Consider the following 14,051-nt stretch of genomic DNA (forward strand, 5'->3'; position numbering starts at 1 on the left):
CTTTTTACTAAACAGGCCGGCCTTTTGCGGAACCGCTTATGGAGCTATTGAACTCGTCCTCTCAATTGATTGTCCTGCTTTTCTTTCTGTCACTCCTGCCGCTGCTGATGGTAATGGGAACATCATTTCTCAAGCTATCGATTGTCTTTTCATTACTGCGCAATGCGCTGGGTATTCAACAGGTTCCCCCCAATATTGCCATTTACGGTTTGGCGTTAGTATTGACCATTTTTATCATGGCTCCGGTCGGATTGGATGTGCATGCCCGGCTTCAGGATGAGCCACTACCGACTGAAATCGGCCCTTTACTACACCATATTGATGAGCATGCTTTGGGGCCATATCGTGATTTTTTACAACGTAATACCGATGCCGAACAGGCCAGTTTTTTCAACGATATAGTCCAAACCAAATGGCCTGAGCGCTACCGAGATACCATCAAATCAAATTCACTGCTGATATTAATGCCTGCGTTTACCCTGAGCCAACTGACAGAAGCCTTTAAAATCGGCTTGCTGCTCTATCTGCCTTTTGTGGCAATTGATTTGATTGTTTCTAATATTTTGCTGGCTATGGGCATGATGATGGTCTCCCCCATTACTATTTCGCTACCATTTAAGTTATTAATTTTTATATTGATTGATGGCTGGGGATTGCTACTGGGGCAACTGGTGGGATCTTATTTATGAATCATCATCAGAGGGCACATCAATGAGTAATGCCATTGTTGTTCATCTGGCGACCCAACTTTTGTGGATTGTTTTGCTGCTATCAATGCCAGTGGTGCTGGTGGCATCGGTAGTCGGGTTAGTCGTCAGTTTGTTGCAGGCACTGACCCAAATACAAGATCAGACATTGCAGTTTTTGATTAAATTGCTGGCGGTATCAGCCACGTTATTGGTGACTTATCACTGGATGGGCTCGACATTGCTGAATTACACCCAGCAGACCTTTTTACAAATCACCAGTATGCGGTCTTGATATGCATGATTCTCTGCATTGGTTAGGTGCTTTGGCGCTGGCGATGATGCGCCCATATGGCATGTTATTGATATTGCCTCTGTTTACCGCCCGCAGCTTGGGCAGCGGCCTATTACGAAATAGCCTGGTTTTTGCCATTGCTCTGCCCGTCACACCGCTGTTTTTCAGTGCTTCATTGATGCCCCAAGATAGTCTCACCACATGGTTCTGGTTACTTTGCATGGAGTTATTGATTGGAGTGATGATTGGCTTTGTCGCCGCATTACCTTTTTGGGCCATTGATATGGCGGGCTTCCTGATTGACACCTTGCGCGGTGCCACGATGTCCACCCTGTTTAACCCCAGTATGGGGATGGAATCCTCGATTTTTGGTGTGTTGTTTACCCAACTCCTTACGGTACTGTTTCTGATCTCTGGCGGGTTCAATCTGGTACTGGCAGCACTCTACGGCTCTTATAGCATTTTGCCCGCAGGCAGTGGCATTCAGCCCTCACCAGCAATGCTGCATTTTCTACAAAGTGAATGGCAACTGATGTATGAGCTGTGCCTAAATTTTGCATTACCCGCGCTATTGGTGATGGTGCTAGCGGATTTAGCTTTAGGATTAATCAATCGCTCGTCCCAACAACTGAATGTTTTCTTTCTGGCGATGCCGATTAAAAGTGCATTGGCGCTGTTTCTACTCGTGATTAGTTTGCCCTACGCCCTACACCACTATTTGGTCGGCATTAATCAGACCGAACAGAAGATAAGTGCCCTTATCCCACTGATAAATGAGGTTGCTGATGAGCGGAGAGAGCAGTGAAAAGAATGAAAAGCCTACCGCTAAACGCCTCAAGGAAGCTCGGGAAAAAGGGCAGGTAATCAAGAGTGTGGAGATAACCTCTGGGATACAGTTGCTGGTACTGGTGGCTTACTTCCTCCTGACGGGCTATACGCTAATTGATCAGGCATCAGCACTCATTCGTAGTTCCATTGCTCAATTACAACAACCCATTGTCATGGCATTAGCGCGGATTGGCACACAGTGTATGGCGGTATTTATCCATATTATGGGGATTCTGGGAGGGGCGCTGGTTTTAATGACTATTCTTTCCGGTATTGCGCAGGTCGGGCCATTATTAGCCACCAAAGCCGTGGAGTTTAAAGGCGAGCACATTAATCCAATCAATAATGCCAAGCAGCTTTTTTCACTACACAGTTTATTTGAACTGAGTAAATCTTTACTGAAAGTAGGGGTGTTAACCCTGATTTTTGGCTATTTATTAATACATTACGCCCCTTCTTTTGGTTATTTGGCTTATTGCGGCAGTAGTTGTGCTATCCCGGTATTTACCACATTAATGAGTTGGATTTTGGGGGCATTGATTGCCTGTTATGTGGTTTTTTCTCTGATGGATTATAGCTTTCAGCGCTATAACACCATGAAACAATTAAAAATGTCTCATGAAGAAGTCAAAAGGGAGCATAAAGACAGCGATGGCGATCCGCATATCAAACAGAAACGGCGGCAGTTGCAGCAGGAGGTGCAAAGTGGCAGCTTCGCTAAAAATGTCCAACGTTCCACTGCCGTGGTGCGTAATCCCACCCATTTTGCAGTTTGCCTGTTTTATCATCCTGACGATGCGCCCCTGCCGATAGTGATTGAAAAAGGTAAAGGAGAGCGGGCCGCATTGATTGTTAAATTGGCGGAGCAGCAGGGTATTCCGGTGGTTGAAAATATTACGCTGGCGCGTGCATTACACCGCGATGTGGATTGCGGCAATACCATCCCAGAACCTTTATTTGAGCCCGTTGCTGCCATCTTGCGCATGGCAATGGCGCTGGATTATCAAGCATCAGATGATGATGAACCCTCATGATAGGCGACAAAGCGCTATCCGCAGTAAATTCGGCCCTCCTTGGTTAACTTTTGATTAACACATTTCGCGCCATTGAATAGATAATTGGCTTATTATAATTAGGCCTATTTCCCCGTCGCCGCGCAAACCCCGGTATCGCACGTGACAACACACATTTTGGAGGTGTCAGTGTGAGCTGGCAGATGTTTAAGTCGCAATATTTGATACGCTTTTGGGCCCCGCTGCCCGCGGTCATTGCCGCCGGTATTTTATCGACCTATTACTTTGGTTTGACCGGCACTTTTTGGGCTGTTACTGGTGAGTTTACTCGCTGGGGTGGTCATTTGATGCAGCTGTTTGGCGCGCATCCGCAGGAGTGGGGTTACTTTAAAGTTATCGGGCTGGAAGGAACGCCATTGGATCGCATCGACGGCATGATGATCATTGGCATGTTTGCTGGATGCATTGCTGCTGCGCTGTGGGCCAACAATGTGAAGCTGCGTAAACCCCAGCACGGTATTCGCATCGCCCAAGCACTGGTTGGCGGTATTATTGCCGGTTTTGGTGCTCGGCTGGCAATGGGGTGTAATTTGGCGGCCTTCTTTACGGGGATTCCGCAATTTTCACTGCATGCATGGTTCTTCGCATTGGCGACAGCTGTGGGCTCCTACTTTGGCGCCAAATTTACCCTGTTACCGCTGTTTCGTATCCCGGTGAAATTACAAAAAGTGACAGCGGCTTCGCCTTTGACACAGCATCCCGCCAGGGCGGCGCGTCGTTTTCGTCTCGGCATGGTGGTATTTGTTCTGGCGCTGAGCTGGTCACTGATTGAGTTATTCCGCCATCCAAAACTGGGCATTGCCATGCTGTGCGGCATTGGTTTTGGCGTGCTGATTGAGCGGGCACAGATTTGCTTTACCTCCGCGTTCCGTGACCTGTGGATAACCGGGCGCACTCATATGGCCAAGGCCATTATTCTGGGGATGGCGGTCAGTGCGATTGGCATTTTCAGTTATGTTCAACTGGGCGTGGCACCTAAGATTTTATGGGCTGGGCCAAATGCGGTCATTGGTGGTTTGCTGTTTGGTTTTGGGATTGTGCTGGCGGGGGGCTGTGAAACCGGCTGGATGTACCGCGCGGTGGAAGGGCAAATTCACTATTGGTGGGTAGGGTTGGGTAACATTATTGGTGCGACCCTGCTGGCATATTACTGGGATGATTTTGCCCCAACGCTGGCGACCCATTATGACAAGGTTAATCTGTTGGAAACCTTCGGGCCAATGGGGGGGGTGTTAGTGACTTACCTGATGCTAGCTATCGCCTTTGCTGCCATGTTGTGGTGGGAAAAGCACTTCTTCCGCAAACAGAAAGCAACCGCATCAACACTGGCTAAGGAGCCATCATGAGCAACATTTCATCGACTAATCATTCGCCAGCTGGCACTGCTATTGTGCCTGATTACCGGTTGGATATGGTGGGCGAACCTTGCCCATACCCTGCGGTGGCGACACTGGAAGCGATGCCGCAATTGAAACCCGGTGAAATTCTGGAAGTGATCAGTGATTGCCCACAATCCATCAATAATATCCCGCTGGATGCCCGAAATTACGGCTATACCGTGCTCGATATTCAGCAGGATGGCCCGACGATCCGCTATCTGATTCAGCGCTAAAATGGATAGGGCGTAACCCTAAGATGTTTAGTTCGAGTTCAACCAAATAAATAATACCGGAGCCATTAGCGTTATCTTCCGGATAATACTGATGGCCCACTCAAGTCTAGTTTGCCGTCGTCGTGGCTCGGGCCGGTGCTGCGGTGGCCAGTGAAACGCCCGATGCGCGGAGGCGTTTTAAGATACTGTATAACAACGAACTTTTGGTGTTGCTGACCATGCGTGGACTTGGCACCAAACCGGTGACACTGAGCACAATACCATCCGGGCTTAACTGGCTGAATTTCACCGACGGTTCTGGCGTCTCCAATATTGACTCATGCTCTTTATAAGCCTCTATCAGCAGCGATTGCGCCAGTTCAATATCTAAATCCAGCGGGAAGGTTAGGGCAATGGTCACCACCCCTTGGGCATTGGCCATGGTGGCGTTGCGCACATTCTGAGAAATTAATTGAGAGTTCGGCACAATGACTGTCGAGCGGTCACTGAGCTGAATTTCGGTTGCGCGAACATTTATGCGGCGAATATCTCCCTCAACACCACTGATACTGATCAAATCCCCCACTTTGACTGGCCGCTCGGTCAGTAAAATAATGCCGGAAATAAAGTTCTTCACAATCTCTTGTAAGCCAAAACCGATACCCACCGACAGCGCACTGACAATCCAGGCTAATTTATTCCACTGAATACCCAGCACCGATAAGGTCAACAGAATGACCAACACATAGCCGATATTACTGAATAGCGTTACCGCCGAAGTTTTTATGCCAGAATCCATCTGGGTTTTTGGCAGGAATTCATGACTTAGCCAACGGCGCGCCGCTTTCAGCACATATAATCCGACCAGCAAACAAATCACTGAATTCAGTAAATTGGCTGGAACAATATTCAATTCTTCCAGCCCTTCACCACTTAATAGCCCGACGGCCTTTTGTAGCAGTGAAATGGGGGTGGTAGAGCCAAAAGTGCCATCAAGCAGAGCAAGAATGGCCAGCGATATCAGCAATACTTTACTGGTGGCAGATAATAATGTGGCGGCTTGTGACAAATGACGATCGTCAATATTCAGTGACTGTTTAATCGCCTTACCGGCACGGCTGGTGGGTGAAAAAATACTCTCGGCTAAATCAACACACAGGTGGGTCAGTAAATACAAACAGGAGAGAACCAAACAGCTCCATACCAGTTTATAACTCAAGAATTTTGCCAGTGAGATATAGCCCATCAACAGTGACACTAATATGGCGAGTGCCGTCATGCCGATAGCGAAATGAATCAACCCGGCTAGTGTGGAATAGGCCTCGGGTTTTTCACCATTTGCCACCAAATTACGCCGTATTCGGTTGGCCCGTAAGGGAATAATGGCCGCAGTGAGTGCCATTAACATTGCCGATATACCGTTACCAAAAATGGTTCCTGACACGCTGACATTGATCATATTGTTCATCTGATCAATCGCACCAAAAATCATAATGCAGCTGGCTAATAGCGGTGGAAATAATTTCAGTGAGGCAGCGACTTCATCAGCAATAGCGGGCAATCGCCATGAGGGGCGCTGATTCGATAAAAATGCTCGCCCAAGACCGGCCACCAGTGCAGAGAAAAACATTAACTGAACAAAAACCTGCGAAAAGTTCATCACTACCGGTGATGTATCCGGCATGCGGGTGAAAGTCTGAGTGATGCACTGAGCCACTGTGACAGTAATCAACACGGTATAAAGCGTGGTTGCCGAAGCCATAAAACTGCGGCGCAATGGGCCGGGCGGCAGACATTTGGTACAGAACCAGGCGGTCAGGCTGTCGAGGAACTTAAAGCCAAAGACACTGATAGACAGCGCCAGTAGCAGATATACTGTGGTGCCAAAACGCCACTCTGGCTCCCAGGCAGCACTCCAGGCATCACTCAGTTCTTGAATAAAATCTTTCAGCCGCCGATCGTCATCTGGATTGGGATTAATGATGGGGGCCCAGAAATTGGCACCCAGAATACTGCCGGAGTTTAGGGCGATTTGGGTCTTTAATGCCGAATGGCGCAAGGCGATAATTTGCGTTGCCAGATTCTCTGCATTGGTCTTGATGGCCTGAGCTTGGTCATTCTGACCATCCAACTGGACTTTACGGGTATTCAATACTCGGCGCTGTTGCGCCACTACCGGGGTTTCAGCCAATGATCCAGCCGCAGGCGGCGGGCCTAAAACATCCAACTGGGTTTGCAGTTGCTCTCGCTTGGGTTTCAGATCCCCAAGCAGTATATCGGCATCCCGAACCAGTGCCAACGATGTCTCTTTTAATGCATTCAACTCGTTATCAGATGTACTGACAGAAACATTCTGCTTTAGTTTATCTAATTGTTTTTGCAGGGTAATTAATTGTACTGACACCGCAGGTTTTGCTGGTGCGTCACTGTTTTCTGTCGCGGAATCTGAGGCGGTCGCCGCAAAAACAGCGCCCGTTGTTGAGGCAAAAATAAGTGTGATTAGCAGAAATGTTAGCCGCAGAGATGCTCGTATCGGGCATGTTCGTAGCAAAAACTGTAGGGGATCATATCGCCGTGAAACCAAGTACCCATTCTTTTCCATAAAACCTATCAGCCCCAAAGTGAGTGCCACAATAAACCCGTTAATAAGTAGAGGTATGCCGTTAAGCCTAGCAGAAAGCTATTGTGGCACAGACGCTGAGCGACGGAATAATCTTACTCTGATAATTACTATCTTAAATTTAATAAGAAAGATAATAATTATCATTGTAATTAACACTCTCATTTAATAAATTGTGCGCTGCACTTATGGACCCACGATATGTGGCTCGCAGACAACAGAATTTGCGCTGCGGAAATAGCATGGACGCTGATTAATCACCATCTATTTTATATGCCTATACCCTTCTTACTTGCCGCCAACCAATAACGGCACGTTCTTTGGGGATAATTATCTGGGGAAGATAACTATGTTCTCGGCTTTTTTAATAAAGCGTTCTGCTGTTTTGTGCTCACTGGCTATTTTTATTCCATTCGCTTCAATGGCTGACGATACGATAGAAGTCACGGCCAAAGCCGGTCAGGCAGCTGATTTACCCACTTCGGGCTACACCGCCAAAACTACCAAAGGGGCAACCAAAACTGACCAGCCGTTAATTCTGACAGCGCAGTCGGTGTCGGTAATTACCCGTCAGCAAATGGATGATCAAAATGTGGCGACGGTTAACCAGGCGCTGAATTATACGCCCGGTGTTTTCACTGGTTTTTCTGGTGGCGCAACCCGTTATGACACTGTTGCTTTGCGCGGTTTCCATGGCGGGGATGTGAACAATACCTTCCTTGATGGCCTGCGGCTGCTCAGTGATGGCGGCAGTTATAATGTGTTACAGGTCGATCCGTGGTTTCTTGAGCGCATTGACGTGATCAAAGGCCCGTCCTCGGCATTGTATGGTCAAAGTATCCCCGGTGGCGTAGTGATGATGACATCCAAGCGCCCGCAATTTGCCTCTGAAGGCCACTTCCGTCTGACGGCGGGTAATCACAATACGCAAGATGTCGCCTTTGATTATACCGATGCGATTTCCGAGCATTGGGCATTTCGCCTGACCGGTATCACGCGCAACAGTGACACCATGTATGACCATCAGCGTGAAGAGCGCTATGCGATTGCTCCGTCATTGTTGTGGCAGCCAGATGAAAATACCTCATTATTATTACGCGCAAATTTGCAAAAAGACCCCTCTGGTGGTTATCACAGTGCGGTTCCTGCGGATGGCAGTATTTATGGGCAGAAGTTAAGTCGCGGTTTCTTTGATGGCGAAACTAACCACAATGTGTTTAAACGTTGGCAGCAAATCTACAGTTCTGAATTTGCGCACCAGTTCGATGAAGTCTGGTCTTTCCGGCAAAATGCCAGCTATACCCACTCTAATAGTCAGTTAGAACAGGTTTATCAGGGGGGCTGGAATAGCGATCGCACGCTGATGAACCGCTATTACTCTGGTGAAGATTCCTCACTCAATGCATTTGCGGTGGATAACCAATTGCAGGCCAATTTTGCGACGGCGGCAGTCGAGCATAAGGTGATGTTGGGGGGCGACTTCCAGAAGTTCCGCAATAATCTGCGTAGCGACAGCGCATTTGCCACCACATTGAATCCTTACACAGGTATTTCTGGCGGCAGTACGCTGTACCGCGATTATCTGCTGACAACCCCTGGCATCAATTCATCCTATTTAAGTCGCCGTTATGAGCAGAGTGGCATTTATTTGCAAGATGAAATGAAGTGGGATAATTGGCATCTGAATTTGTCCGGTCGTTATGATCGGATGAAAACGGAAAATATTAATAAGACTGCCAATACCCGTGATGAGCGTACGGATAAACATGCCAGTGGGCGCGCTTCATTACTGTATAGCTTCGATAGCGGCATTTCACCCTACGTCAGTTACAGCCAAGCCATCACGCCAAGTTTATTCCCAGATGCACAGCAAAAACTGCTGAAACCGATGACCAGCGAGCAGTATGAAGTGGGTATCAAGTATCAGCCGCCGGGCAGTTCTTCACTCTATTCCGCCGCGTTATACGACCTGACACAGAATGATGTGGCAAACCGTGCCGTTCCGGCGACCTATTATGTGCCAGCAGGTAAGGTGAATTCACAGGGGCTGGAGTTGGAAGCGCGCAGCCAGATTAACGACCGTTTAAGTGTGATTGCGGGCTACACCTATAACCGCGTGAAATTCAAAGATGCTATTGATGGTAATGATGGCAATACGCCGGTGTTAGCGCCGTCAAATACGGCGTCACTGTGGGCGCAATATGAGGCGGGCTACGGTATCAATGTTGGTGCAGGTATCCGTTATATTGGCAAGCAGTGGGCCGATGATGCCAATACCTTACGTGTGCCTTCTTATACGCTGGGCGATGCTTTGGTTCGCGCCGATTTGGGCACTTGGGCAGCATCACTGAAGGGGGCATTCGTCCAATTGAATGTAAATAATATTACCGATAAGAAATACGTTGCGGCCTGTTACAGCACTTCTTACTGCTACTGGGGGGCAGAGCGCTCGGTACAGGCGACAGTAGGTTATGACTTCTAATGCATTAGTATCAAAACATTAATTACCCAACCCGCTTATATAGCGGGTTTATTATTTAAACAATCATTATCTATATTAAATAATATAGTTGGTGATGGTTTTTATTTTATTTTTTATTTAAATAAAAAATAAAATAAAAACATACTAATTAAAAAATGAACACTATAATTGGAATCATTATAAGATGATTCTGTACCTATAAATTAATTAATATCAAGCTAGCATTTTTACAATGAATAATAATTCACATCCATTGGAGAGGACAGATTTTCGTGAAAATATTAAAGCAGATTTACAATATTGAGGTGTCTTATGGTAAATACTCAAATAGATGGGGGGATATTGGATGTTGATGCTATTTATAGACAGTTTCCCATTCTCAAACAACAGTTAAATGGTCATCCATTAGTTTATTTAGATAATGCATCTTCCTGTCCAAAACCACAGGCGGTCATTGATGCAATAACAAAATATTATAGCGAATACTATGCAAATACGCATCGGGGAGACGATACGATCTCACCGCCCGTATCCGCAGCGTTAGAACAAGTTAGAGAACAAGTCCGTGGGTTTCTCAATGCTCAGTCGGTAGATGAAATAGTTTTTACTCAAGGAACAACAGAGGCTATTAATTTAGTGGCGGCAAGTTGGGGGAAGGCATATTTGCATGCAGGTGATGAAATCTTGATTTCGGCTCTTGAGCCTCACAGTAATATTATCCCGTGGCAACAGCTATGCCGAGAGATTGGCGCACAGCTAAAAATTCTGCCGGTAGATAACAATGGGATATTACAGACCGGTTTTCTTGAACAATTACTGAGTCATCGCACGCGGATTTTAGCACTTTCTCATGTCTCAAATGTGCTGGGTACCATCAATCCAGTAGTGGCTATTATTCAAGCAGTAAGGGCATACGACAAAAGGCATTGGGGCAAAAAAGAAGAAACATAGTACTGATTGATGGTGCCCAGGCAGTGCCTCATATCGCCATTGATGTGCAAGAGCTAGATTCAGATTTTTATGTCTTCTCTGGCCATAAAGTTTATGGGCCTACGGGTATTGGCGTGTTGTATGGTCGCAGCAATATTCTGCGGAATATGCCGCCATGGCAATGTGGTGGTGGAATGGTGGCAGATGTTAACTTTGAACAATCTACTTTTGTTGACCCTCCACGGCGCTTTGAGGCTGGCACTGCAAATATTGCTGGAATCATCGGATTGGGGGCCGCTATTACCTGGCTGCAAGAGCTTGGGATTAAAGCTATTGCCCAGCATGAACAAAAATTACTAGATTATCTTACGCAGCAGCTTTCCTTATTGCCTGCTATTTATATTTTAGGTCAATCACCGATAAAAGCCGCAGTTGTCAGTTTTATTGCCGAAGGTATTCCCGCGCGAGTTATTGGCCTGGCACTCGATAAGGCCGGAATTGCCGTTCAGGTCGGTCGTCATTGTGCTCAGCCATTAATGGCTTTCTTTGGCGTCAATGAAACCGTCAGAGTTTCATTTGCGGTGTATAACACTCTGGACGATATTGATTTCTTTATATCCGCGCTAAATAAGATAGTGAAGCAATATTAATTTGTGCTCACTATTTCCACTCTCAGATCTAGTTGATAAGAAAAAAATTGAACCTTATTAGAGCCAACTTCCTCAGTAGCACCATATTGGCAAGCTAATGAGGAATAATAGTCTTAAAACTGAGCTGCCCGCTCTAAGGATAAAGTAATAACACGAGACTCTTTATTTGAATGGGCAGCCCGTTTTTGTCCATCAAGTCACATTTAGCGCCAAAATGGGCGGCTGTAATCTCGTTTGATGTCATCACGGCTTAGGCCAATGTCCTTTAGTTGAGCTGAACTCAATCGCTCCAGTGTATAGGCTGTTTTACGCCGTTCATTCCATTGATATGCACATCTGTATGCTTTTCCCCACAATCGAATAAAAATATTGCGGCGTTTTTTTACAGCCTGCATGGCTGATGAACAGCATTCATCTATTTGATTTTCAATTATATTATTCATTATGACTCCTCGTCAGTCGCTGAGTCATTAGAATGAAGCTTTGGCGTAAAACATTACAGATGCAAATTAGGACTATTATTTCCATACAGATGTGAGATATATGAACTGAATGGTGCAAATTAATGCCATCTGTACTGGTTACTACTGATTAGGTGATATCAATGACTCGTTACCAACAACTGGCTGACATTCTTAGTCAGCGTATTAAAGAAGGGCTGTATAGCGCCGGTGAACGACTCCCTTCCGTCAGAGTGTTGAGTGACGAACATGGTGTCAGCATCAGTACTGTCCAGCAGGCTTATCGACAATTGGAAGAGCGCCTGCTTATCGAAGCGCGAGCGAAATCAGGTTATTTCGTCCGTTGCTGCTCAAACCTACCTTCTTTACCTGCGACATGCACCCATGCACAGCGGCCAGTAGAAATCTCTCAGTGGGAAAATACCTTGGCTTTCCTGCAAAGAAGTGTGCAGGAAAATATTATTTATCTGGGGGCTGGCTCGCCGGATCTTTCTGCTCCGGGGCTTAAAATACTGAGTCGCTTGTTAAGCCGCGTTAGCCTCCATCAGAGTGAAGAAGTGCTGGAGTATGGCAATATTTATGGCTCCTTGGTATTGCGTGAGCAAATAGCTCGCTTGATGCTGGACAGTGGTAATCATCAATCGGCTGAGAATATCATTATTACATCTGGCTGCCATGGCGCATTGGCTGTGGCACTGGGTGCAGTCTGCCAACCCGGTGATATTGTTGCTGTTGACTCCCCAAGCTTTCATGGTGCGATGCAAACCTTGAAAGGAATGGGTATGAAAGTCATTGAGATCCCTACTGATCCAGTGGTCGGAATCAGTTTGGAAGCGTTGGAAATGGCTTTGGATCAATGGCCAATTAAGGCGGTTCAGCTTACACCGACATGTAATAATCCGCTGGGTTACAATATGCCAGATGAGCGCAAAAAAGCGCTGCTGATACTCGCCCAGCGCTATGACATCGCGATTATCGAAGATGATGTTTATGGTGCTTTGGCGTATCAATATCCGCGCCCTCCCACGATAGCTTCATTTGATGATGATGGGCGTGTATTGCTGTGCAGCTCCTTTTCTAAAACTGTCGCCCCCGGTTTGCGTATCGGTTGGATTGCCCCTGGGCGCTATTTAGATAAAGCGCTGCATATGAAATATATTTCTGCCGGGCGGGTCGCCTCTCTGCCTCAATTAGCAATGGCTGAATTTATCAAGCAAGGGCATTACATGCAGCACTTGCGCCGGATGCGCCGCCAATACCAACGTAATCGGGACATTATGACCAGTTGGGTGATGAAATATTTCCCACCGAATACTTGCCTGAGCAGGCCGCAGGGGAGTTTTATGTTATGGGTTGAATTGCCGCACGGATTTGATAGCCAGCGACTCAATCGCTGCTTGTTACCGCTGGGTGTGCAGGTTGCCGCCGGGCTTATTAGTTCGGCCTCGGGAAAATACCGTAATTGTTTGCGCTTAAGCTACAGTAAGCCGATGACGATAGAAATTGAGCGGGCAGTGCAAAAAGTGGGTAAAACGATTTATGAACTGTTGGCAGAGATTGAATCGCCGCAAGTGCTGGAAAAGCAGAACCAACCATAGGCTGGCTCTGGGCATCATTTAATTTGACGCAGATTTATTGGCGCAAATAAATCTGTGGCAGGGCAGTTTCAGGGTGGCGTGAAATGCCCAAATCGGCCTGATACCAGCGGGTTAGTGTTTCGGCGTTGAGCACTTCTTCTGGTGTGCCGCAGGCAACGAGTTCACCCTGTGCCAGCAACAAAATACGATCGGCATACAGTGCCGCCAGATTCAGATCATGCAGTACACAGCACACCGCCAAAGGTTCTTGGAGAGTGAGCTGACGCAGTAGACGCAACGTATGTTGTTGATGATACAAATCTAATGCGGATGTCGGTTCGTCAAGGAACAACCAACGCGGCGTTGGTTCGGGTTGCCACAATTGTGCTAATACCCGCGCAAGTTGTACTCGTTGCTGCTCACCACCGGACAGTGCGCGATAGTCACGCTGTGCCAGCGCTAAACAGTCCGTCTGTGCCATCACTTCTTGTAATGCATGCCGGTTTTGCGCCGCCCCATAAGGCGCACGTCCCATCTGAATCACTTCACTGACACTAAATGGAAACGCCAAATCACTGTATTGGCGCATCACCGCACGGGTGCGGGCCAATGCTTGTGGCTGCCAGCTATTGAGGTTTTTCCCCAGCAACTGACACTCGCCATCTGACGGCGTCAGATAGCCGGTTAACAAACGCAGTAATGTGGATTTCCCTGCACCGTTTGGCCCGATAATCGCCACCATTTCACCGCTGGCAATTTGTAGTGAAACGTTATTAATCAGCTTTTGCCCCTGTACTTGGTAGGACAGCTGATTTGCTTCTAATAACGCCGTCGATGTTATTGCCGCGCTATTCATTC

13 protein-coding genes are annotated in these 14,051 nt (G+C 47.1%); 10 read left to right on the forward strand and 3 right to left on the reverse strand.

Annotated elements, in window-relative coordinates; translation table 11 throughout:
• Nucleotides 1-38: 38 nt before the first annotated feature.
• From sctR to yedF, 6 genes are all read left to right on the forward strand, one after another.
• Nucleotides 39-689 (forward strand): type III secretion system export apparatus subunit SctR, encoded by a 651-nt coding sequence (gene sctR / locus N0H69_RS01660; RefSeq protein WP_050152370.1) that lies wholly within the window; start codon nt 39-41, stop codon nt 687-689.
• Nucleotides 690-711: 22 nt separating this feature from the next.
• Nucleotides 712-981 (forward strand): EscS/YscS/HrcS family type III secretion system export apparatus protein, encoded by a 270-nt coding sequence (locus tag N0H69_RS01665; protein ID WP_004706952.1) that lies wholly within the window; start codon nt 712-714, stop codon nt 979-981.
• A gap of 1 nt (nt 982) precedes the next feature.
• Complete coding sequence (gene sctT / locus N0H69_RS01670; RefSeq protein WP_050152369.1) at nt 983-1,786, forward strand: type III secretion system export apparatus subunit SctT; 804 nt, start codon at nt 983-985, stop codon at nt 1,784-1,786.
• On the forward strand, nt 1,767-2,843 hold the full coding sequence (locus tag N0H69_RS01675) for an EscU/YscU/HrcU family type III secretion system export apparatus switch protein (protein ID WP_050152368.1): 1,077 nt from the start codon (nt 1,767-1,769) through the stop codon (nt 2,841-2,843). Before sctT ends, N0H69_RS01675 begins: the two co-directional genes overlap by 20 nt.
• A 170-nt stretch (nt 2,844-3,013) precedes the next feature.
• A complete protein-coding gene (gene yedE, locus N0H69_RS01680; protein ID WP_050152367.1) occupies nt 3,014-4,228 on the forward strand; it encodes a selenium metabolism membrane protein YedE/FdhT in 1,215 nt (404 codons plus the stop codon).
• Nucleotides 4,225-4,494 carry a sulfurtransferase-like selenium metabolism protein YedF gene (gene yedF, locus N0H69_RS01685; protein ID WP_050152366.1) on the forward strand — a complete coding sequence of 90 codons (270 nt, stop codon included), beginning with the start codon at nt 4,225-4,227 and terminating at the stop codon, nt 4,492-4,494. Before yedE ends, yedF begins: the two co-directional genes overlap by 4 nt.
• A 106-nt stretch (nt 4,495-4,600) precedes the next feature.
• On the opposite strand, the gene N0H69_RS01690 is transcribed toward yedF, so the two are convergent.
• Nucleotides 4,601-7,105 carry a DUF3772 domain-containing protein gene (locus N0H69_RS01690; protein ID WP_172665482.1) on the reverse strand — a complete coding sequence of 835 codons (2,505 nt, stop codon included), beginning with the start codon at nt 7,103-7,105 and terminating at the stop codon, nt 4,601-4,603.
• Between the two features lie 337 nt (nt 7,106-7,442).
• On the opposite strand from N0H69_RS01690, the gene N0H69_RS01695 reads away from it, so the two are divergent.
• The 3 genes from N0H69_RS01695 to N0H69_RS01705 all read left to right on the forward strand — a co-directional run bounded on the left by N0H69_RS01695 (nt 7,443) and on the right by N0H69_RS01705 (nt 11,155).
• Nucleotides 7,443-9,575: a TonB-dependent siderophore receptor gene (locus N0H69_RS01695; RefSeq protein WP_050152365.1), complete on the forward strand. Its 2,133-nt coding sequence runs from the start codon at nt 7,443-7,445 to the stop codon at nt 9,573-9,575.
• A 312-nt stretch (nt 9,576-9,887) separates the two neighbouring features.
• Entirely contained in the window at nt 9,888-10,526 is a 639-nt protein-coding gene (locus tag N0H69_RS01700) for an aminotransferase class V-fold PLP-dependent enzyme (RefSeq protein ID WP_253272128.1), read from the forward strand.
• 23 nt (nt 10,527-10,549) lie between these two features.
• Complete coding sequence (locus tag N0H69_RS01705) at nt 10,550-11,155, forward strand: aminotransferase class V-fold PLP-dependent enzyme (protein ID WP_235897464.1); 606 nt, start codon at nt 10,550-10,552, stop codon at nt 11,153-11,155.
• 203 nt (nt 11,156-11,358) lie between these two features.
• Here the strand turns inward: N0H69_RS01705 and N0H69_RS01710 are convergent, their stop codons facing one another.
• A complete protein-coding gene (locus N0H69_RS01710; protein ID WP_050152364.1) occupies nt 11,359-11,598 on the reverse strand; it encodes a DUF1127 domain-containing protein in 240 nt (79 codons plus the stop codon).
• A gap of 161 nt (nt 11,599-11,759) precedes the next feature.
• Here N0H69_RS01710 and N0H69_RS01715 point away from each other — a divergent pair, with 161 nt between their 5' ends.
• Entirely contained in the window at nt 11,760-13,214 is a 1,455-nt protein-coding gene (locus N0H69_RS01715) for an aminotransferase-like domain-containing protein (RefSeq protein ID WP_050152363.1), read from the forward strand.
• Between the two features lie 34 nt (nt 13,215-13,248).
• Here the strand turns inward: N0H69_RS01715 and N0H69_RS01720 are convergent, their stop codons facing one another.
• On the reverse strand, nt 13,249-14,049 hold the full coding sequence (locus tag N0H69_RS01720; RefSeq protein ID WP_050152388.1) for a heme ABC transporter ATP-binding protein: 801 nt from the start codon (nt 14,047-14,049) through the stop codon (nt 13,249-13,251).
• Nucleotides 14,050-14,051 lie beyond the last annotated feature (2 nt).

Origin of the sequence: Yersinia alsatica, from assembly GCF_025133195.1 — a bacterium.
GTDB lineage: Bacteria > Pseudomonadota > Gammaproteobacteria > Enterobacterales > Enterobacteriaceae > Yersinia > Yersinia alsatica.